The sequence below is a fragment of the Janthinobacterium sp. HH102 genome (genome assembly GCF_001758625.2).
In the GTDB taxonomy this organism is placed as follows: domain Bacteria; phylum Pseudomonadota; class Gammaproteobacteria; order Burkholderiales; family Burkholderiaceae_D; genus Janthinobacterium.
The window spans coordinates 3,878,019-3,898,263 of the sequence record NZ_CP062062.1 but is presented as its reverse complement, the minus strand read 5'-3'; the positions used below and the strand labels follow the sequence as shown (position 1 = coordinate 3,898,263).

At 65.4% G+C, this 20,245-nt stretch carries 17 protein-coding genes and 1 pseudogene; 1 reads left to right on the top strand and 17 read right to left on the bottom strand.

What is annotated here, in order from left to right; all coding sequences use genetic code 11:
* Positions 1-56: 56 nt before the first annotated feature.
* Positions 57-533, top strand: a pseudogene (locus JAB4_RS17755) (MFS transporter); the annotation flags it as partial.
* Positions 534-560: 27 nt separating this feature from the next.
* Here the strand turns inward: JAB4_RS17755 and JAB4_RS17750 are convergent.
* The 17 genes from JAB4_RS17750 to JAB4_RS17670 form a co-directional block, all read right to left on the bottom strand.
* Positions 561-1,154 carry a hypothetical protein gene (locus tag JAB4_RS17750; protein WP_139143841.1) on the bottom strand — a complete coding sequence of 198 codons (594 nt, stop codon included), beginning with the start codon at positions 1,152-1,154 and terminating at the stop codon, positions 561-563.
* Positions 1,155-1,238: 84 nt separating this feature from the next.
* A complete protein-coding gene (locus JAB4_RS17745) occupies positions 1,239-1,832 on the bottom strand; it encodes a hypothetical protein (RefSeq protein ID WP_070300236.1) in 594 nt (197 codons plus the stop codon).
* A gap of 84 nt (positions 1,833-1,916) precedes the next feature.
* Positions 1,917-2,510, bottom strand: coding sequence for a hypothetical protein (locus JAB4_RS17740; protein WP_070218538.1), 594 nt, complete (start codon positions 2,508-2,510; stop codon positions 1,917-1,919).
* An 85-nt stretch (positions 2,511-2,595) separates the two neighbouring features.
* The gene (locus JAB4_RS17735; protein WP_070218537.1) at positions 2,596-3,189 is read right to left on the bottom strand and encodes a hypothetical protein; all 594 of its coding nucleotides are present in this window, start codon (positions 3,187-3,189) and stop codon (positions 2,596-2,598) included.
* Complete coding sequence (locus tag JAB4_RS17730) at positions 3,186-8,300, bottom strand: DUF2235 domain-containing protein (protein ID WP_139143840.1); 5,115 nt, start codon at positions 8,298-8,300, stop codon at positions 3,186-3,188. Before JAB4_RS17730 ends, JAB4_RS17735 begins: the two co-directional genes overlap by 4 nt.
* An 83-nt stretch (positions 8,301-8,383) precedes the next feature.
* Entirely contained in the window at positions 8,384-9,649 is a 1,266-nt protein-coding gene (locus tag JAB4_RS17725; protein WP_070218535.1) for a DUF192 domain-containing protein, read from the bottom strand.
* A 9-nt stretch (positions 9,650-9,658) separates the two neighbouring features.
* On the bottom strand, positions 9,659-10,576 hold the full coding sequence (locus tag JAB4_RS17720) for a type II secretion system F family protein (RefSeq protein WP_070218534.1): 918 nt from the start codon (positions 10,574-10,576) through the stop codon (positions 9,659-9,661).
* An 8-nt stretch (positions 10,577-10,584) separates the two neighbouring features.
* Complete coding sequence (locus JAB4_RS17715) at positions 10,585-11,457, bottom strand: type II secretion system F family protein (RefSeq protein WP_070218533.1); 873 nt, start codon at positions 11,455-11,457, stop codon at positions 10,585-10,587.
* Positions 11,454-13,244, bottom strand: coding sequence for an ATPase, T2SS/T4P/T4SS family (locus JAB4_RS17710; RefSeq protein ID WP_070218578.1), 1,791 nt, complete (start codon positions 13,242-13,244; stop codon positions 11,454-11,456). The genes JAB4_RS17715 and JAB4_RS17710 overlap by 4 nt, the downstream gene beginning before the upstream one ends.
* Before the next feature lie 8 nt (positions 13,245-13,252).
* Entirely contained in the window at positions 13,253-14,782 is a 1,530-nt protein-coding gene (locus tag JAB4_RS17705; protein WP_070218532.1) for a pilus assembly protein N-terminal domain-containing protein, read from the bottom strand.
* A 71-nt stretch (positions 14,783-14,853) separates the two neighbouring features.
* A complete protein-coding gene (cpaB, locus tag JAB4_RS17700) occupies positions 14,854-15,789 on the bottom strand; it encodes a Flp pilus assembly protein CpaB (protein WP_070218531.1) in 936 nt (311 codons plus the stop codon).
* A gap of 5 nt (positions 15,790-15,794) precedes the next feature.
* Positions 15,795-15,983, bottom strand: a complete 189-nt coding sequence (locus JAB4_RS17695) for a hypothetical protein (protein WP_070218530.1) — start codon at positions 15,981-15,983, stop codon at positions 15,795-15,797.
* Entirely contained in the window at positions 15,980-16,627 is a 648-nt protein-coding gene (locus tag JAB4_RS17690; protein ID WP_139143839.1) for a hypothetical protein, read from the bottom strand. The genes JAB4_RS17695 and JAB4_RS17690 overlap by 4 nt, the downstream gene beginning before the upstream one ends.
* Before the next feature lie 116 nt (positions 16,628-16,743).
* Complete coding sequence (locus tag JAB4_RS17685) at positions 16,744-17,565, bottom strand: hypothetical protein (protein WP_070218528.1); 822 nt, start codon at positions 17,563-17,565, stop codon at positions 16,744-16,746.
* Positions 17,562-18,464: a hypothetical protein gene (locus tag JAB4_RS17680; RefSeq protein WP_070218527.1), complete on the bottom strand. Its 903-nt coding sequence runs from the start codon at positions 18,462-18,464 to the stop codon at positions 17,562-17,564. The genes JAB4_RS17685 and JAB4_RS17680 overlap by 4 nt, the downstream gene beginning before the upstream one ends.
* Entirely contained in the window at positions 18,461-19,876 is a 1,416-nt protein-coding gene (locus JAB4_RS17675; protein WP_070218526.1) for a pilus assembly protein TadG-related protein, read from the bottom strand. Before JAB4_RS17675 ends, JAB4_RS17680 begins: the two co-directional genes overlap by 4 nt.
* A gap of 52 nt (positions 19,877-19,928) precedes the next feature.
* On the bottom strand, positions 19,929-20,216 hold the full coding sequence (locus JAB4_RS17670; protein ID WP_071650141.1) for a hypothetical protein: 288 nt from the start codon (positions 20,214-20,216) through the stop codon (positions 19,929-19,931).
* Positions 20,217-20,245: the final 29 nt, after the last annotated feature.

The following is a 20,245-nucleotide window of genomic DNA, read 5'->3' as shown; positions in this document are numbered from 1 at the left end:
CAATGGAAAAATTTGATTTTGCTTGCTCATTTTAGCCGTTCTGATTATTCAGCGGCATCGCCATCGGGACGGTCGTTTCCGTACCGCTGGGCAGTTACTTAGGGGGCATATATGGCTGGCGCAGTGCATTTATAGCAGCCGCGGCTGTCGGAGGGCTAACACTTTTGTTTCAATTGTTCACGCTGCCCCGTATGGCGCCGCGCACGATGACGCGCACCACATCGGTACTGCGATTGCTCCGTCGCCCGGGGATCGGGATCGGGATGTTGGGCTGCGTACTGGCCCATACCGGGCAATATGCATTGTTCACCTATATTCGCCCCGCTCTTGAAAGCGTTGTCCATATAGATGTAAACGGTTTGTCTCTGATGCTCCTGGGTTTTGGTGTCGCCAACTTCGTTGGCACGCTGCTGGCCGGCTGGCTAATGGAGCGTAGCCTGCGTGCCACTTTAGTGCTCATGCCTGCGCTGGCGGGCTTGGCGGCACTCGGCAAGATCCTGCTGCCAGTCCAAGGAACAGGCCTGATGTTTTTGGTCGCTCTGTGGGGCCTGGCGCTTTGGTCATGGCGCAAGCTCGTCGCCGCCTTCGCGCAGCAAGCCACAGCAGCTGCTTTTCAGCTTCCAGCGGAGTTTGATGCCCGTCTCGTACCAGATGAAATACACCCACAGCATCTTGTCCGGCAGCGCCCGCGGCGCTCTTTGCCTGTTCGACGCCAGTACTTCGTCGATGACGTCTTGCGGCACGCGTGACTGGACGGCGACGCGGGCACGTTTGTGCGGCAAAGTCCGGGTCAGCAAGTCCACACGGTCGTTCCATGCCTGTAGGGCGCTTGGCTCTGTTGGTGGAGGCGGTGCTGGATAGGGCCATTCGGTCCAGTCGAACTCCACCCATTGCGGCAGTGCGCGGCCATCCGGCGCGGCGCCCATGGTGGCTCCGCCGGTCATGGGATTTTTGTCGGGACCAAGGGAGCCGGGGGTCGGAAAAAATACACCGTTCGCCGTTCTCGCACGTATGACGTAGACCTTCTTGCCTTTGATGCCGTTGCTGAAGGTCACGATCATGCCGGGTCCTTGCTGCGAGCGTGTTACAGAGCAGGCAGTGCAGAGGGCGATGGCCGCCAGGAGGCAAACTGCCTGGAGCAGATGTTTTTTCATGATGGTGCCTTGCAGGAAGTGTTGAAGGTGGGGGTGACGGCCACGGCGGGCGCGCCGGCCGGTGCTGGTTGTCTGGGGCTTTGGTCATGGCGCAAGCTCGTCGCCACCTTCGCGCAGCATCTTGCAACAGCCCTGCAGCAGCCTCCAGCGAAACTTGATGCCCGTGTCGTACCAGATGAAATACACCCAGAGATCTTTGTCCGGCAGCGCGTTGGGCGCTCTTTGCCTGTTTGACGCCAGCACTTCGTCGATGACGTCTTGCGGCACGCGCGATCGGACGGCGACGCGGGCCGTCTGGATGGGCAGCGAGCGGGACAGGGCATGTACCCCTTCGCTCCAGACTTGCCGCGCTACAAGATCCGCAGGCCTGACAGGGTAGGGATAGGGCCATACCTGCCACTCGAATTCCACCCATTGCGGCAGTTCGCGGCCATCGGGCGCGGCGCCCATGGTGGCTCCGCCGGTCATGGGATTCTTGTCAGGACCTAGTGAACCAGGGGTCGGAAAAAATACGCCGTTCGCCGTTCGCGCACGCAGCACGTCGACCTCTTTTCCTTTGATGCCGTTGCTGAAGGTCACGATCATGCCGGGGCCGTCCTGCGACCGTGTTACAGAGCAGGCTGCACAGAGGGCGATGGCCGCCAGGAAGCAAACTGCCTGGAGCAGATGTTTTTTCATGATGGTGCCTTGCAGGATGCGTTGAAGGTAGGGCCGGCGGCCACGGCGGGCGCGCCGGCCGGTGCTGGTTGCCTGGGGTTTTGGTCATGGCGCAAGCTCGTCGTCGCCTTCGCGCAGCATCTTGCAACAGCCTTGCAGCAGCCTCCAGCGAAACTTGATTCCCGTCTCGTACCAGATGAAATACACCCAGAGATCTTTGTCCGGCAGCGCGTTGGGCGCTCTTTGCCTGTTTGACGCCAGCACTTCGTCGATGACGTCTTGCGGCACGCGCGATCGGACGGCGACGCGGGCCGTCTGGATGGGCAGCGAGCGGGACAGGGCATGTACCCCTTCGCTCCAGACTTGCCGCGCTACAGGATCAGCGGGCCGATCCGGGTAGGGATATGGCCATACCTGCCATTCGAACTCCACCCATTGCAGCAGTTCGCGGCCATCCGGCGCGGCACCCATGGTCTTGCCGCCAGTCATGGGATTCTTGTCGGGTCCCAGGGAGCCAGGGGTCGGAAAAAATACGCCGTTCGCCGTTCGCGCACGCAGCACGTCGACCTCTTTTCCTTTGATGCCGTTGCTGAAGGTCACGATCATGCCGGGGCCTTGCTGCGAGTGTGGTGCGGCACAGGCTGTGCAGAGGGCGATGGTCGCCAGGAAGCAAATTGCCTGGAGCAGATATTTTTGCATGATGGCGCCTTGCAGGAAGCGTTGAAGGTGGGGGGGGACGGCCACGGCGGGCGCGCCGGCCGGTGCTGGTTGCCTGGGGTTTTGGTCATGGCGCAAGCTCGTCGCCGCCTTCGCGCAACAAGCCACAGCAGCTGCTTTTCAGTTTCCAGCGGAGTTTGATGCCCGTCTCGTACCAGATGAAATACACCCACAGCATCTTGTCCGGCAGCGCCCGCGGCGCTCTTTGCCTGTTCGACGCCAGTACTTCGTCGATGACGTCTTGCGGCACGCGTGACTGGACGGCGACGCGGGCCGTCTGGATGGGCAGCGAGCGGGACATGGCATGCACGCCGTCACTCCAGACTTGCCGCGCTACAGGATCAGAAGGCCTGTCCGGGTAGGGATAGGGCCATACCTGCCATTCGAACTCCACCCAATGCGGCAGTTCGCGGCCATCCGGCGCGGCACCCATGGTCTTGCCGCCAGTCATGGGATTCTTGTCGGGTCCCAGGGAGCCAGGGGTCGGAAAAAATACGCCGTTCGCCGTTCGCGCACGCAGCACGTCGACCTCTTTTCCTTTGATGCCGTTGCTGAAGGTCACGATCATGCCGGGGCCTTGCTGCGAGTGTGGCGCGGCACAGGCAGTGCAGAGGGCGATGGCCGCCAGGAAGCAAACTGCCTGGAGCAGATATGTTTTCATGATGGTGCCTTGCAGGAAGCGTTGACGATGGGGCCGGTGGTGATGCTTAAGCCATAACTGGCCAGCCAGAGCTTGTATTTGTTCATGTCCACCAGCCCGATATCGGGATTGGCCATCGTGCCGCACTTGTAAGCATCGGGAAAAAAATTGATGAAATCGTTGGTGTCCGAGGTTCGCTTGCCATCGAAGACCGCGTCCGTCTGCGATACTTCCTTGCCGTTTTCATAGCCGACGTATCTGGTGACGGTAATGTCGTCGCTGTTGAACCTGTTGCCGCTCCGGTCATGCAAGATGGGATTAGTGATAATGTCCCATCCATTTTTTTCTAGTTTTTTTTCGCTTATGGCGATTCCCTGTCCCTTCGCCTGTTCAACCATCCACATCAGCGCCACATCGGACAGGTCGCCGGTGCCGAAGCCGCCGCCGATGTCGGAATGGCTACCAATGAACGCCTTTTCGAGGCGGTTCGCCGAACTGGTCTGGCCGGGTCTGTCCATGATGGAGCGCAGATCGAAGTCAGGCGGCCCACCGCGGTGCTCGTTCAGCGCGACTGCATGCACCGCGTATTTGACGGCGGCCGGTACTGAAAAGAAGTATTGCTTTTCACCTTCATGCAGTATGCCGAGATGCGGCACGGTATCCCACAGACCTTCAAAGCGCAGGTTCAGGCAGCGGCTTTTCCCATCAGTCACATAGGCGCCGTCATTTTTCTTGAGGTTGTCGGCAACGACATTGAGAAAAAAGCGTGCCTCTGCTGCACCTCGGCTAAAACCCACCACGTCAATATCCAGGAGACCAGTGTTCGCGCTTTCTTTGATGTAGTCGTTGAGAAAGGTAAGCCCCAGGCTCACGCGCTGGTCGAAGCCTTCGCCCGTAATGGCGCTGCCGGCGTAGGGCATATCCGGGTTGGTGGTGCCGATGCCGGTGATATAAAAAGCCTTTCCATTTTTGATCTGGTCATAGACCTCGTAGAACTTCAGCACATTGGAAATCGAACTGTCCGGCTTCGGATGTTCGCTATTGCCCGTGCCATCAAACGCAAACAGGATCAGCCCGTTCGGATCGACATACTTGAGCGGATTGCCCGCGACATAGGCATAGCTGTTGGCGCCGGCGCGCAGGCCCAGCGGGTCGGGCGTCAGGTAACGGCCCTGGGCCGGGTCGTAATAGCGCTGGTCGTTGTAGTACAAGCCCGTTTCCTGGTCGGCATACTGGCCCGGCAGGCGCAGCTTGAGCTGGAAGGCGTACTGGGTGTTTGTTTTTCTTAACTTGCCAAATGGCGCATATGCGGCTTGCCACACGGGCTTGCCATGGGCGTCTGTAGCCAGCTCGGGCGCCCCCAGATGGTTGTTGTGCAGGAAGGCGATGCTCTCGCCGTGACTGAACCAGGCTTGCCAGATGGCCGAGATGTCGGCCATGGCTTGCGCCAGCGGCCCACGCTGTTCCCGTAATTCGGCGGCGGCGTCGGCCGCCGTGTCGATCAGCGCCAGCGGCTGGCCGGCAAGATAGATGTATTGCCGGCTGACCTTGCCGTCGGCATCGACTTCCGCCAGCAGCTTTCTGTCGTCGTCGTACAGATAATAAGTACGCATCCCGCGCACTTCCTTGGCCATGCGCAGCCCGCGATGGTTGTAGCGGTAGCGCGCCAGCAGGTCCAGGCCCTGATGCACTGCCAGCAGCCGGCCCAGCGCATCCCATGCATAGCGGCGCTGGCCGATGCGCTGCGGCTGGCCGGCCGCGTCGTAGCGGGCGTCTTTCGTATCGCTGGCGCGGACGGTGTTGCGCCGCAGTTCATCCTGGCTGGCGATCTCTTCCTGGCTGATAAAGCGGTTGCCGCCGCTGTCGTAGTGGTAGCGGTCGAAGCTTGCCGCCGTTGACGGGGCCAGGGAGGCCGTTGCCGCCGCAATCAGGCGGTCGTGGGCATCGTAGGCGTAGTTGCTGGCGGCGTCCCTGTCCCTCGTATACAGCAAGTTGCCCTGCACGTCCCACAGGTAGCGGTGATCGAGCAGGGCGGCCGGATCGGGTGGCAGGCCCAACGCGCCAGCCTGGGCGGCGTGCTGCGCATTTTCGGCTGGCAGCGCGGATTCCGGCGCGGCCACGGCCTGGCCGATGCCCAGCACGGCTTGCAACGCCAAGACGGCTTGCTGCCCGGATTGGTCCCCCCGCGCGTTGCGGTAGACGATGCGCGCCAGCGCCCCTTCCTTGCTGCGCTGGTAAAGGGCCTCGATGCCGTTGCCATAGGTGTAGCGCTTGAGTCCCATCACGTCGCGCTCCAGGTCCTTGACGATGCTTGTCCCTGGCAGCAGCCAGCGCAGCCAGGGACTGTGGACGAGTTGGCGCTCAAGCGCGACTACTTGCTGCTGGCCGTTGCGCCGGTATTCGAGCAGGCTGCCGTCCGGCAAGCTGATGCCGCTCAGCTGCCCTAGGCTGTCGTAGCGGTAACGGGTGTGATAGCTGGCCTGCCTGCCGCCGTGGAGCGTGATGATGACGGTCTTGACGGACAGGCGCCCATGCGCGTCGTGGCTGTAGCGCTCGGATTGTTGCGGGTGATCGATGGCGACCAAGTGTGCGCCCGCGTAGCGCCAGGTGGTGACGGTCTGGCGCTGGCCGGCCGGAGCGCCGACATCGGTGATGACCTGGCGCACGATGCGCCCGGCGCCATCGTAGGCGTAGCTGGCCTGGTTACCCATGGCGTCGGTGCCCGCTATCAGCCTGCCGGCGGCGTCGAATTGCCGGCGTGTCATGCCGCTGTCGGGGCTGATGGTGGCGATGACCTGGCCGAAATCATCGCGCAGATAGCGGGTAGTGGCGCCGTTTGGCGCTGTCACGGCCGTGGGCTGGCCGTCGATATCGCGTTCGAAGCGGGTTTCCGTGTTTTGTCCCAATGCCTCCGGCGTGTTCGCCCACTGCGTCACGCCGACGATATTGCCCATGGCGTCATGGCGCAAACGCGTGACGCGCCCCAGCGCATCGGCCACCGTATCAGGCAGGCCGCGTGCGTTCCACCTGATCGTCGAGCGCGCGCCATTCGCATCGGTCATGGCCAGCAGATGGCCCAACGGGTCGTAGCGGTAGCCAAGGGTTTGCTTGATGGTACTCGATTGCGTGGTGGTGTCGAGCAGGCGGTTTTCCGTGTCGTAGCGATGGCGCGTCACGATGCCCAGGTGTGAGGCGTTCCAGATGCGGCGGCCGGCGGCGTCGTACCCCAGGCGGGCAAGCGACTGCTGGCCTGCCTGGTCGCTGTATGCGATTTCGAGCGGATTACCCAGGCCGTCGTAACGCGCCGCATACGTCGCGCCGTCGCGCGTCTGGCGCATTAACTGGCCGCGCGGCGTGTAGGCGTACTGCGTGATCTGACCGAGCGCATCGGAGATGGTGGCGATGCGGCCGGCGCCGTCATAGGTGAACGCGCGCTTGAGATTGCCAGGCGCGATGATGGCGGTCAGGGGGACGTCGTTTGTTCCATGTTCGTCATACCGCGCCAGCTTGCCCGCGTCGCTCTTGTCCGCCGGCTGGCCATATTCAAACACGGTGACGTCGGAGTCCGACGGCGTGCCCGTCTTGCCGTTGGGCAGGGGGCCGTCGATACGGGTCTGCAGGCTGCGGCCGGCGATGATGGCGTACTGGTAACTGGTGGTGCGCGCGATGGCGGCCGTTGCCTGCTGGCCGTCGTGGCCTGGCACCCATCCCGTCTGCGTCACGCGCAGGATCTGGCCCATGGCGTTGTAATCGATGCGCGTTTGCCGCTCCTTGCCCGGCACGACGCTGGGGCGGGCGATCAGCGTGGGCGCGGGATCGTCGCCCGCGTATTCCAGGCGTAGCCGCCATTGCGCGATGCCCCGCTTGCCGTGCTGGTATGTCACGCTGCCGGCGCGGACGGTGCGGCCCAGCGGATCCAGTTCGCGCCAGTTGGCACTGACGGGCTCGCCCTTGTCGTCCAGGCGGGTCGTTTCCAGCAGTTGCCCCAGCTTGTCGTAGGCGTAGCGCACATTGCTTTCGCCGCAGCTGGCGCAGCCGGCGCCGCGTACTTCCAGCAGGCGCTGCTGCCCCCCGACGATGGCGTGGCGGTAGACGGTGTGCTGGCCCAGGCTGTTGGTGAGCACGGTTTTTCCCCCCTCGCTGGTATCGAGCGTGACCTTGCCGACATTGCCGGCATGCGTGCTGAGGTTGGCGCGGCCGTTGCTGTCGTAGCCGAAGGTGGCGTAGCGCGTGGCCACGGGCGGGCCGCCGGCGCTGCCGGTTTCGATGCTGATGCCCGTCAGCAGCCAGGGCAGGCGCGGGTCTTCGTGGTGGTAGCGGCGGCTGACAGCGGGCTGCGCCTTGTCGCCCGCCGGCAAGTGCACGCGCAGCAGGTTGGCCAGCAGGATGCGCCGCTCGAAGGACAGTGCTCCCGGTGGCGGCGCGCCGCCGTAGTCGTAGGAAAAGCGTCCCACGGGGCTGTCGATGTGTTGCACGCCGCGAAATTGCGTGCCGGCCCTGGCGCCTGCCGAGGTGTGCGCCAGGTAGCGCAGGTGCAGGCTGCGGCCTTGCGGGTCGGTCACTTGCACCAGCAGATGGTTGTCGTCATACAGCAGCCTGAGCATTTCGCCCGTGGCGGCCGTGATGCTGTCGAGCTTGCCCAAGGTATTGAAATGCAGGCGGCGCCCGTCGGGCAGGGTCCAGGTGTAGTCGCTGGCGCCGTTGGCCTGGGGCGCCAGCGTCAGGCGGCCGTGGGCCGGCAGCGCCGTGCTGCACAGGTCCGGATGCCGTCGATCGCGGTCGAAGATGACGCGGGCGCCGTCGGCCTGCAGTATCTGGATGCGGCCGAATTTGTCGATCAATTCGGTTTCATACGACAGTTTCCATTCGCGTCCCATGGGACCGTTGGGGCTGCCTGGCTTGCTGTAGGCGCTGTTGTAGTGACGTACGATTTCCACTCCCAGCACGCCGGGCAGGGCGGGCAAGTCTTCCTCGCGCTGGTATTTATTGCCGGTGATGACGTTGATGGGATTGCCCGCGCCCGCATCGGGACTGCCGCTGCCGCCCACGCCGGCGACGGCGCCGCTGCAGGGGGATGGGGGGCCGCCCGGTTCGGGGCCGCAGGCGCGCGCGGGCAAGGTAAAAGATAGCATGCAGGATAACAAGAACCAGGCCGGCAGGCTGATACTGCGGGGACGCAGACGATGAATATATAGAGATGGCAACATGGTTTACCTCAGCTCGGGTCGCAGCAGACGATGGAGCACGGTTCCGGCACGCAATGCCGCGGGTCCGTGAACGGGTTGCAAGGGGGCGGCGTCACGGGCGGGTCGGTGCAACTGAGGTTGTCGCACGCGGGCGGCGGCAGGTCTGTGACGGGCGGGTTGCCGGGGTTGACGGGCGCTCCGCCGTTGCCCGGCCCCGGCATGGAAACGGGGCTGTTGCCCTCGATGGCGTCGGACTGCATGTGTACGGTGACGTGCGTGACCACGGGTATGCGGCCGCTGGCCAGCAGTTTGGTATGAAAGGCGTCCGTGTGCGGGTCCAGCCATTTCAGGTAGGTGGCATACAGGTTCTTGACCAGGGGAACTTTTGGCAGGTAGCCATGCGTGATGCGCAGCTTGATGAGGTTGGCGTCCTGGATGGTTTGGCCGGAAGTGGCGCCCACTTTCTGCTCCTTCAGGCTCTGGCCGCTGTACGGGATGACGCGGCGGTTGCCCGTATGCAGCGCGATTTGCCTGTGCACGTCGTTCCAGTCATCAAAACTTTGCCGGGTCGGGTTGAGCAACTCGATGCTGGCGTTACCGGTGCCGTTGGCGCCGAGGTCTGCGTTCGCTTTGGCCAGCGAAGCGGCCAGCTGGGCTGGCGTCTGGCCGCCGCCGTACAGGGGAACAAGGGCGCGCGTGTACGCCGCGTAGGCGCTGCTGACGCTGGCATGGGCGACGGCCCCCTCGCGCGCGGCCATGAAGGCCGCGTAGTTGATTTGTGTCCTGGCAAAAAACAACATGCCGTATTGCAGGATCGACAGCCCGAGCAGGGTGATGATGGGGCCGACCACGGTGAATTCGATCATCGCCGAGCCGCGCTGGGTCTTGTCCCGCGTGCCGGCCACCGTTGCGGGCGCAGCTTCCAGCCGTGGATGCTGCAGGCGGTCGCCGGGGCGGATGTGCAGGGCCGCGATGGCGCCGGCGGCCAGTTCCAGCGTGTGCGCCGTGCGCGGCGCACGCCAGCCGAGGCCGCCGAAGCTGGCGCGCCACGGGCGCAGGCCGGCGGCGCAGCCGGTGACGACGCCGTGGCGGTCCAGGTAGACCACGTCGATGGGGTAGCGCATGCAGGCCGCATGCACGCTGGCGCAGCGCGTGATCAGCAAACCTTGCGCGCCATGCAGCGGCGCGGCCAGCATCAGGCCGCGCAGGCGCGTGAGAAAGCTGTCCGCCAGGCGCAGTTCCAGCGCGTGCGCACCGCTGGCCGTGTGCAGGATGCTGGAATGGCGCGTGGGCATGGCGGCTCCTTATAGGCCCGACTGCATGAATTGCACGACGATGGGAAAGAACAGGACGATGAAGGTGCAGGGAAAGATGAAGGCGATGAGGGGAAACAGCAGCTTGACGGGCGCTTCCATGGCCAGTTTTTCGGCGCGCAGAAAGCGCTCGGAGCGCCGCTGATCCGCTTGTGCCCGCAGCACGGGTCCCAGGTTCATGCCCATGCGTTCAGCCTGGATCAGCGCCGTGACGAAATTGGTCACGGCCGGTTCCTGCACCCGTTCGCTCATGGCGCGCAGCGCGTCGGCACGCGCCTTGCCGCTACGCACATCGCGCAGCACGCGCTTGATTTCGTCGCACAGCGCGCCTTTCGGCCCTTTCAGCGCCGCCTGTTGCAGCGCGCCCTGCAGATTGAGTCCCGCTTCCACGCACAGGGTGATGAGGTCGAGGTAAAAGGGCAGGGACTTGTTCAGCGCGCTCCTGCGCAGCGCCATGCGGTCGCGCAGCCAGATACCCGGGTAGCACCAGCCGGATCCGGCGCCGGCAAGCCCTGCCTGCCAGTAGCGGGCGGCGCCGACGCCGCTGCGGCTGCCCTGGCCCAGCGAATCGAGCACCCAGCACGAAAAGGCGGCGACGATCAGCGCGCACAGCAGCCGCGCCGCGACGAATTGCGAGGGGCTGAGACTGTAGTCCAGGCCCGCCTTGCGCAAGCGCACGGGCAGCGAGGCCGTGGGCGCCCTGGCAATGAAAGGGCGCAGCGCATGGCCGCCCCAGTGGATGGGCCACCACAGCAGGCGGAAGGCGAGGGGCGGCGCATCCTTGTAGCTGCGGTCCTCGGCCGGAATGGCGGCCACCGTCCTGGCCAGCAAAGTCGCCAGCAGCGCCATGGCCAGGCCGGACAGCATGGCCAGGGCAGTGATGGTAAGTTCGATGCGGGTGGGAGACATGGCGGCGCCTAGACATCGATGGCGACGATGCGCCGGATGACGTGGATGCCCAGCACTTCAAGGGTGGCGATGACGGCCAGCGCCCCCCAGCCCATGCGCGTGTGCCACAGCTGGTCCATCGCCTGCGGCTCCATGTGGTCGAGCACGAGCATCAGGGTGACGGGCAAGAGGCCGACTATCCACGCCTGCAACTTGCCCTGCGACGTCAGCGCGCGGATCTTGCCTTCGATGTGCAATCGGTTGCGCACCGTGCTGGCCGTGCGTTCGAGCATTTCCGCCAGCCCGCCGCCCGTTTCCGTGGCGATGCGCATGGCCGACACCACGAGGATCGTGGTCTGGGTGGGAATGCGCCGCACCAAGCCGTTCAAGCTTTGCTCCAGGGTCACGCCCAGGCGCTGCTCGCGCAGCAGCAGGGTAAATTCCTGGCCCAGCGGCGCCTGCGCCTCGATGACCAGCTGCGACATCGCCAGGTTCAGGCTCAGGCCCGCGCGCAGGGCACCGGCCAGCATCATCAGCGCGTCCGGCAACTGCTCTTCGAACTTGCGCAGGCGCCGCCGGCGCAGCCAGGCATACACGGCGCGCGGCAGCAGCGCCAGGCCGAGGAAGGCCAGGGCGGCCACCAGCATGCTGCCGCTGGCCAGCCCGGCGATGATGGCGCCCAGGGTCATGGTGGCCGCGTGGGCCAGGAAGATGCGCGCGGGATCGACGAACAGGAAGAATTCGCGCACCTGGAAACGCGTGCGTTCCGTGAAGTGGGCGCGGTAGCGCAGCATGGTGGCGATGCCGATGTCGATCACCAGCCAGGCGAGGATGGCCGCCGCCAGGGCGGCGATGGCGGTGATGAACAGCAGCATGTGGGCGGCGTTCATGGCGCTGTTCATGTCGCCTCCCGCTGGCGGAAGATCGTCGTGTCGAGCGGCTGGCCCTGGCTGCGCAATGCTTCGTAAAAGCCCGGCAGCAGGTCGCAGCCGCTGAAATAGCCGCGTACGATAGCGCCTTCGCCTTCGCCTTCGCCCGCGCCGCCGTAGCCGAGGTGGACGAAACGGAACAGTTCCTGCATCTGGAACTTGCCGCTTTCCATGCCCGTGATTTCCGTGATGCTGCTGACCAGGCGCGTGCCGCAGGCAAAGCGCGTCTGCTGCACGATCAGGTGGATGGCGGAGGCGACCTGGTCGCGGATGGCGGACAGGGGCAATTCCATACCGGCCATCAAGACCATGGTTTCCAGGCGCGCCAGGGCGTCGCGCGGGCTGTTGGCGTGCAGGGTGGTGAGCGAACCGTCGTGGCCCGTGTTCATCGCCTGCAGCATGTCGAGCGCCTCGCCGCCCCGGCATTCGCCGACGACGATGCGGTCGGGGCGCATGCGCAGGGTGTTGCGCACCAGTTCGCGGATGGAAACGGCGCCCTTGCCCTCGACATTGGCGGGGCGCGCCTCCAGGCTGACCCAGTGTTCATGGTGCAGTTGCAGCTCGGCCGCGTCTTCCACCGTGATGATGCGCTCGCCCGCGGGAATGAAGTTGGACAGGATGTTGAGCAAGGTCGTCTTGCCGGAACCGGTGCCGCCCGAGACGACGATATTCTTGCGCGCCGCCACGCACACTTGCAGGAAAGCGGCCATGTCGGCGCTGAGGGCGCCCAGTTGCACGAGATTGTCCGCCGTCATCTTGTATCTGGCGAACTTGCGGATCGTCAATGCCGGGCCTTTCAGGGCCAGCGGCGCGATGATGGCGTTGACGCGCGAGCCATCCTTCAGGCGCGCGTCGACCATGGGCGAGGATTCATCGATGCGCCTGCCCAGCGGCGCGACGATGCGCTCGATGACGCCCAGCACGGCCCGTTCGCTGGTAAACGTCAGCGGATGCCTTTCCAGCTTGCCGTCGCGCTCGATATAAATCCGGTCGAACTGGTTGACCATGATTTCCGTGACGCCTGCATCGTCGAGCAATTCCTCCAGCGGCCCCAGGCCCACGGCTTCGTCGAGCACTTGCCTGGCCAGCAGTTCATAGTCGAGTTCCTCGGGGATCTCGGCCCGCTGCGCCCGCATGATGTCGTGAATGTAGCGCCGCGCTTCCGCGCGCAATTGCTCATCGCTCATTTTCGATACGTCGTGGCGGCGCAAATCCATGGTTTCGAGCAAGATCGCGTGCAGGCGCTGACGCCATTCGAATTCCAGCTGCTGGCGTGCCTGCGGCGCCAGGATGATGGCAAAGTCCTCTTCCGGCGCGGCGCCGTCGCCCGCTTGCCGCTGCATGTGCTGCTGCATTTTTTCCGCCGCCAGGCGCGAGGCGTGGATTTCCGCCGTGGCGCGCTGGTTGCGCGTGGCGGCGCTGCTCGAGCGCGAGTGGAAAGCGGCCGCCTGCACGGGCCGTGCCGTGCCGGCCAGTTCCTGCACCTGCAGCTTGTAGGGGCCGATGGCGATCACGTCGCCCGGCGCCAGCGGGCCATGCTGGCTGCGGATGCGCACGCCGTTGACGCTGGTGCCCGCATAAGAGCCCATGTCTTCCAGCAACACGCCGGAAGGCGTCCTGAGCAGGCGCGCGTGTTCCTTGCCGATGCGCCAGCTGTCGAGCCAGATGTCGTTGCTGGTCTTGCTGCCGACCATGCAATCGTCGGGCACGCTCATTTGCCTGGCGCTGCCGTCGGGGTGGAGGATGTCGACCTGGAACATGATGGCCTTCATTGCGCCGGCACGGACGGCGGCGCCTGGTTGAAGCGGGCCGCATCCGCGCCGGGCTGCAAGGCGTCGCTGAGGTGGGGCGGCTGGCCCAGCTGCTGCTCCAGCCGTTGCGTGGCGCTGCGCACCCGGTCCGCCAGGCCGGCGCTGCGGCTGTCGACGATGCTGGGCGTGACGAATACCACCAGCTCCGTTTCCTTGTTCTGGTAGCGCTTCGAGCGGAACAGAGTGCCCAGGATGGGGATGTCGCCCAGCAGGGGCACTTTGTCGACGTCGCTGCTGCTATTGCGTTGCAGCAGTCCGGCAAGGACGATGGTTTCGCCCTGCCGCACATTGAACTCCGTACGCGTGCGCCGCGTCAGCAAGGCCGGGCCGCTGCTGGTGGACAGCGAGGCGTCGATGGAACTCACTTCCGACTCGATGACGGCGCGGATGACGCCATTGCTGCCCACCTTGGGTTCGATGTCGAGCTTGATGCCGTAGGGCTTGAACTGTACCGTCACGCCGTTGACGGAGGCGACGGAATACGGAATCTCGCCGCCGGCCAGGAAGCTGGCCTTGTAGCCGCTGCGCGTCGACAATTGGGGCTCGGCAAGGATGCTGGCAGTGCCATTTTGTTGTAGTGCAAGTAACTGCGCGTTCAGCCCCAGGTTGATGGCGCTGAGGATGGTGAGGTTCGAGGGCAGGGGCACGAAACCGCCGTTGCCGCCATTCGGCACGGTGATCGGCGGCGCATTGGCCTCGCCCGTGCGCACATTGATCGCATAGCGGCCCGCATCGCCGCGGCTGGACGGCGCCCAGATGCCGCCGATGGCCGCGCCGCCCGTGGCGCTCCATTTCAGGCCCAGCTCGCGCAGTTCCGTGCGGGGGAACTCGACCACCTTGACGTCCATCATGACCATCTGCTCCCAGCCGATGGGGCTGGTGAAATTGACGATTTGCGGATAGCGCCTGGCCAGTTCCGCCACCTTGTCGCGGTCCGCGTCGGACAATTCATCGCCTTCGACGACGACCTTGTCGCCCACCACGCTGGCCTTCGCTTTCGGGATGGCCGACAAAAAGCTGGCGATATCGCGCGCATAGCTGCGCATGTCGAGCGGCAGCACCGTGACTTTTACGCGCTGGTAGCGGCCATCCTGGTGCCAGACGAACAACGAGGAGTTGCCGGCGCCGTTGGCGAAAATGATGACATCCCTGTCGTCGAGCGCGTTGGCGGTGATGACCTGGCCATTGCCTACGGCAATGCGCGCCACGCCCGGCGTGGGGAAGACGCGTGATTCGCCCAGGTACAGCTCCAGTTCGGGCTCCGCTTCGGCATCGTCCTGTTTGGCGATGGGCTGGTAGCGCGCTGCCGCGCTGCTGGTATTGGCGGTCTTTGGCATGCTGCCGGCCCTGGCTGCGAGCGGCGCCTTGCCTTCGATCACGCCCTGGGACGCCGTTTGGGCGCGGGCGCAGGCCGGTGCCGCCAGGCTTGCGCCCAGCACGAGCGTTACGCAAAGGGCTGACAGCAGGGTGAGGAAGTAGCGTTTCATGGGACTGTGTCCATACAAAGGGCGTGCGGTGGCTTGCGCGCTGGCGCAAGGCAGGCTGTCGCCGGTACGCCTCAGGGCGGCGCGGCGGCAGCGTTGATGAGCGGAATGGGCGGTGGGGCGGCCAATGGCGCCGGCGGCATCGCCACTGGCGGATCGGTACCGCTGCGATGCCCTTGCAGGCGCAGGGCGTCGGGCGGCGCCGGCATGCCGCTGCCGCCATACAGCACGGGGATGCCGCGCCGCTGCGGCAGGGGAAGGCTATCCGGCCGGGTGTCGAACAGCAACGACAGGTCATAGTCTTGCTGGCCGGGCGCGGCCTTGTCCGCCGGATTGCGCAGCAAGGCCGTCAGCTTGCCGCTTTCGCGCGCGATGATGAGGTTACGCGCTTGCGCGGGCGTGGTGTCGAGGGTGACGGTGGCAAATTGCGCGGCCTCGCCGTTTTTCGCGTCATCCACCGAGCGCTGGCCCGTGGCCATGACTTGCATGCTTTGCAACAGCGGTAGCACGACCTTCCTGCCGTTCTGGTCGATGGTCAGCATCAGGTCGATCAGGTCGCCTGGTTCCAGCATGCCGGAGATCGAATTGATTTCATCGACCACCACCGTGATGGCGCGCCGCCCCGCCGCCAGGCGCGCGGAAAAGGTGGGCACGCGCTTGCCCGCCATCTGGCTCCACATGATCATTTCACCCGCCTTGACGGGAAACGCGATGGCGTTGCCGGCGATACGCTCGAAATCGCCCGGCTGCACGGCGCCCGAGTGGGCATATTCGACGGGAATCTTGCGCACGGCCGCGTTGTCGTTCGACAAGATCGTGTTTTGCGCCAGATCCGTCTTGGCGACGACCACGCTCAGCGTCTGATGCACATTGCGCGCCTCGATTTCGGCCACCCGGGAGCTGAGGAAGCTGCGCGTGGCGACGGCGGCGAGCAGGCCGATGGCGAGTGCGGCGCCCAGTACCACCCAGGTCTTGTTGATCTTCGAAAACGGGGGAAAGGGAATTTTCATGATGCTCAGCCGGGCAGGGAAATGGCGTAGCTGAAGTCCTGGTACACGGACTTGAAGGCGGCCAGCAGTTGCCTGAGCACGCTGGTCTCGCCGCTCATGCCCACGCCCAGGGCGATGGCCAGCGCGGCGCAGACGATGGCGTACTCGACGCTGGATTGGCCCTCTTGCGGGCGGAGGCGGAAGCGCGGCCTCATCTGGCGGACTCCAGGCGCGTGATGGTGTTCAGGGCGATGGCCGTGTGGCCCTGGCTGTCGCGGTAAATCACCGCGAGCGCTTCACTGGCGGAGGTCCTGAAAAACAGCGAGGTGGCGCCGCCGGGCGCACTGGCAGCCGAGTCCGCATGCTCGAGCGTGTAGCCTTGCGCTTCGAGGGCGCGCCGCAAGTGACGGACATTGCTCTCGACGCCCATGGCGTTGCTGACAGTGAGCAACTCGGCGCGGCGCGGGCCATCCACCGAACGCGTTTGCGTCAGCAAGCGCGAGCCGGCAGGAAAGCGCGACAGCAGCCTGTCCGTGGCGCTATCGTGCGGCCCCGGCGCGGCGCCCAGGTGGCTGACGGCAAGCAGGCCGCGCGTACCGCTTCCCGCTGGCTGCAGCTGCACCGTGGCGTAAAATTCGCCCAGCGCCCGTCCCAGCACCAGCGTGCCGTCCCGCGTGTGTTCCGCCAGCGGTTGTCCCAGGCTGGCGCGGAACAGCGCCGCCACCTGGGCCGGCGTCCTGGCGGACAGCACGCCGCGCACGTGCAGCGGCAGGCCATTGACGCGCATCTCGCCACCCGTGGCAAATGTTTCAATGCCGGCGGGAACAGCGATCACGGGCCAGGCTGTCGGCGCCGACACAGCGGCACTGCAGGGCAGCAACAGCGCCAGTGCCGCGCCTGATAGACGCCGAAGATATTGTTTTGCTATCATTTCTGCAATCTCCCCTGATGCGGATAAGGTGGATGGCGCAATGCCTACCTGAGTCGGTCGGGCGGCACGACATCGCGCCAGAAGTCGAGCTGCCCCAGCTTCGGACCTTGGATGTGCCCCATTTCCACCAGGGTCACGCTGGCATTGACCACGCCCGCCGCATCGCGCAGCGCCGTGGCGGGAACCAGCAGCTTGCTGTCGAGACGGGACTGCACCTGGGCTGGTCCCCCGGCTGCCCAGCCATCGATGGCGACGCTCGTATGGCGGTGGATGGCCAGGTCGAGGCTGTCAAACGGCTGATAGGCGACGATGCCTGCCGGCAACTTAGCCAGGCGCACGCTGACGTTGCCCCGGTAAATGCCGCGGCTTGGCAAGCCCAGTTCGTCGGCGGTGTGCAGGCCTGCGGAGGCGCCCGGCAAGCCGTTGAAAGGTGCGCCGTCGCTGGCGGGCGTGAAAGCGCCGGCATGGCTGGCCGCGTTGCCGGGGCCAAAACTGACGGCCACGTCGCTGTCGAAGTCCGCGATCAGGGCGATGCCGGCAGGCCCGCGCCAGAACAGGTTCTGGTGCGCGAGAAAATTACCGGCCGTATCGCCCGTCTTGATGGGGGCGTCCGCATTGCTGAAAAAGCGCCGGCGCACTTCGCCGGCCAAGGCTGCCGGCGGCTTCCAGGCACTCTGCGCATCGTTGTGCGTGATCGCCTCGAAGGTGACGTAGCGGCTGGCCATGCCGGCCTGCGTGGCGATGTCCTGGTATTTGGCGATCAGGGGCAGCAGCAGGTACAGCGGCAACAGGGCGGCGGCGAGCACGAGAAACTCCGTCAGCGCCTGGCCGCGGTCGTGCCTGGGGCGAAAGCTGTGCCGTTTCATGGCCGGTTCTCCGGGCGCGTGATGCGAAAGCCGCCCTCGAGGTAGGGCGCGAAAACGGCGTTCGGCACCAGGGTGTCGAGCCTGGCCTGCGTGGCGCGCAGCTCGATGCCGTTGGGCGAGCTCATTTCCAAGGTCATGCCGGACATGCCTGCTTCGCCGATGGCGTCCAGCGAGGAAAAGGAGCCGCCGCGCGACACGCAGTTCTTGCCCTCCGGGTCGAGCGGATTGGGCCGGACCTCGCATTCCAGGCCGAGGATGACCTTGCGTTCGCCCATGCCCGCCTGCGGGTGCGCTTGCATGGCGGCAGCGAATGCGGCCATGGCCGGGCTGCCGGCCGCCAGGCGCACGATGTCGGCCTTTTGCGCCGCCGTCATCGGCGGCTGGCGGCGCGGCGGCGCGGCGCGCGCCTGCCCCGTGGCATCGCAATGACCGTGCGCCGTCTTTGCCAGCAAATCGACTTCGCAGGTCCCCAGGCTCGATGACAGGCTGGCCTTGCTGGTGCGCGCTTCCATCAGACTGCAATCGCGGGGATCGATGGCATAAGACAGGCCGGCGGCGTACACGATGCTGCGGTTGACGGCAGCATAGGTGTCCAGACGCATGCTGATGACATGTTCGGGCCAGGCGTGTGGCGGCTTCGAGGCGATGCCCCGTTCGCTGTTGCGCTGGACGCAAGCCTGTACTTCCGCGTGCAGGCGGGCCAGGCCGGCCGTGTCGCCGGGCTTGCCGTTCAGGTAGCCGCGCGCGCTGACCAGGTGCACCTTGACGGTGGCGTCGCGCGCCGCCAGCGCTTCGTGGACCATGGGCATTTGACGCACGGCATCTTCGGCCTGCGTGCTGGCCCTGGCCGGCAGCAGGATGCAAAGCAGGAGCAACAGGGACAGGCCAAACGGCTTCATCGCGCGCCTCCCATTGCTGTGGCGGCCGCCAGATCGGCCGCCGAGGTCGGCACGAGGCGCACTTGCCAATACGGGTTGAACAGGCTGGCCAACTCCGTCATGCCATCGTCGCGCCCGCTTGGCCGTTCGAAATACACTTGTGCGGAGGACACTGCCGCCAGCACGGCGTGGGCCGGCTTGCCGTCGATGAGGGCCAGGCGGCCGCCCGGCTTGATGCCGGAGCTGCCATCGGATGTCCTGAGCTGGCCTTTCGCCCGCGTCAGGCGGATGGCGAAGGTCAGGCGCGGCTGCGGGTCCGTCGACGCGTAGGCCAGGGCCGGCACGGCGATGTCGTAAAAGGTGGACAAACCGCTGTAATGCCAGTCGCTGCTGCTGGCCAGGGCGCTGGCGCGGGGATTGCCAGGGCGCGACTGGCCGTAAGCGGCGCCGCTGTCGTCGGGCGTGCCGTGGGCCGCCGCCTGCGTGCCGTAGCCGAGCGGCATTTCATCGTCGTCGCAGGTGGGCAGGCGAAACAGGCCGTGCGTATGCCAGGACCAGTGGTGCAGCGACGCCGTGTCCATGGCTTTCCACTCGTCGAAGTCGACGAGCTCCGTCCCGCCGCGCCGGCGGAACTCCGCCTTGTTGCCCAACAGGCAAGGCAGGTGATTGGCCGAGGTCCAGGAGCGCTGCCGGACGAAGGCATCGCGCTGGGCGGCAGCGAGCGCCGCCTGCTTGAAGCGGCCCCGTTCGGCGCCCGCATACGCGCGGATGAAGCTGCTTCCTTCGAACTGCGTGAACGTATCGGTGATGGGCATGCTGTCGACATGTACGCTGCCGTCGCCCGCATAGTTGGCGTCGGCCACCTGCTGCATCAGCGTTTTACGGGCAGGCAGGATGGTGGCCGCCATGTTCGCCTGCGCCCCCTGCAGGACGGCCTTGGCCGCTTCGGACGCCAGCACGCTGGCCTGCGCTGCTTGCTGCGCCACCTGGTCGACGGCTTGCGCGGTATTCCTGGCGGTAGGCAAGCTGAGCAGGTAGCAGACGGGGATGTAATCGATCAGCAGCAGCGCCGCCGGCACGGAGTAATAGCTGCGGCAGTTGAGGGGCGTGACGTTTTCCGTATGTTTGACGACATGGGCGGACCACGCGGCGATGCTGACGGCTTGCGCGATCATGACCTCGTTGGCCATCAGCGCGCGGTTGGTGTAGGCGTCGAAATTGAGGGCGCGCGCCTGCATGACAGCGGCGCTGTAGGCGACGGCGTCGGCCGTATTGACGAGCTTGGTTTTTTCCGCCGTGAGCTGGCCCGTATTGAAAACGAAGAGCAGGGCGGCCAGGCCGCCCATGAGAACGACGATGCCATAGATGAGCGCCTGGCCTTGCTGGCGGCGTTGCGCGAAGGGGGGCAGGCGGACTGCCTGTAGCGGTGTCATGATGATGTGGATGAGGCGCTCATTGGCTCGGGGGCTCGCTGGCGGCGGCAGCCTAGTCCTGCTTGCCGGTGGTGGCCTGGTCGCCGTACGTGGACAGGCTGTTCTTCGCCGTGTCCTTGGCGGCGGTCTCGGCCTTGGTGGCGGCCCCGCCGGCCTTGGCGATGGCGGCTGTGCCGTTCTTGCCCGACACCTCCATGGCGATACCGGCCGTCTGGTTGCGTATGGTGGCGCCGAACAATTGATATACGCCGATGGCGGCGACGGCGATCAGGGCCACGATGACGATGTATTCCGTCATGCCCTGTCCCAATTGTTGCCGTATTGACTTGATTTTCCGCATAGCAGGTTTCATTTGAAATACCTTTCAGT